1 protein-coding gene is annotated in these 1,010 nt (G+C 38.1%); it reads left to right on the forward strand.

What is annotated here, in order from left to right:
• Positions 1-90 precede the first annotated feature (90 nt).
• Positions 91-999: an IS982 family transposase gene (locus tag AC1RNB_RS18555; RefSeq protein ID WP_493085250.1), complete on the forward strand. Its 909-nt coding sequence runs from the start codon at positions 91-93 to the stop codon at positions 997-999.
• Positions 1,000-1,010: the final 11 nt, after the last annotated feature.

Consider the following 1,010-nt stretch of genomic DNA (forward strand, 5'->3'; position numbering starts at 1 on the left):
ACGTGTTGTGCTATTAAAAATAGTTGATAATCAATGAAGCAAAAAATGCTGTGCAGTTGTCTAAGTAAGTGACCAAACTAACTAAAACGCATGCACAACATTAAAACGAATTTCGGTAGATTCTATCGAATATGCAAAGAGATCTTTGAAGATGAGGCTGATAGCAAAGGAAACCTGCAGTTTTATCCCAGAACGCCTAATATGACTGACTTACAGGTGATTTCATTAGCCTGTATAATGGAAGCATTAGGTATTGATTCTGAAAATCTGTTGTGGAGTAAACTGAAAACTGATTATCCCGGACTGTTTCCGAATCTGATCTGTAGAACCCGGTTTAACAGGCGGCGTAAGCGACTCCAGAGTCATATTATGAAGGTTCAGGATAAGATATCGGAAAAATTAGAGGATCAAAGTCAGGCGATGGTAATTGATTCTGTTCCAGTGCCGGTGGTCAAGTTGGCTAGAGAACGGACTTATAGAGCCTTTAGAAAGAATTTTGACACTGCACCTTCTAAAGGTTATAGTGCTGTCAATAAAGGTTGGTTCATAGGCTATAAACTCCATGTTGTAATCTTTGATAACGGAGTTGTTCAGCAAAGCGGTATCACCAAAGGGAATGTTCATGACATAAATTATCTAAAATCAGTCAGCAAACTTCCCTCAGGCAAACAACTACTTGGAGATCGGGCATATCGCTCAAACCCTTTACAGATGGAGCTTTTCGATAAATATAATGTAAAACTGAGAGTGCCATTTAGGATCAATCAACATGATTACAAGAAGCACCCCAAGAGGTATAAATCTAAAAGGCAAATGGTAGAAACCTTTTTTGCTCAAATGTGTGATCAGCTAAATCTGAAAAGAAACTATGCCAAATCCTATGAAGGATTAGTGGCAAGATTGACATCGAAACTGTCCTCAATGTCAATCTTGCACTGGATAAATTATTTAAATGGAAGAAAACTGGCTCAGATCAAACATGCTCTGAGTTTTCAATAGCACAACACGTT

The organism is Sediminibacterium sp. GW821-FHT12F12, from assembly GCF_058806635.1.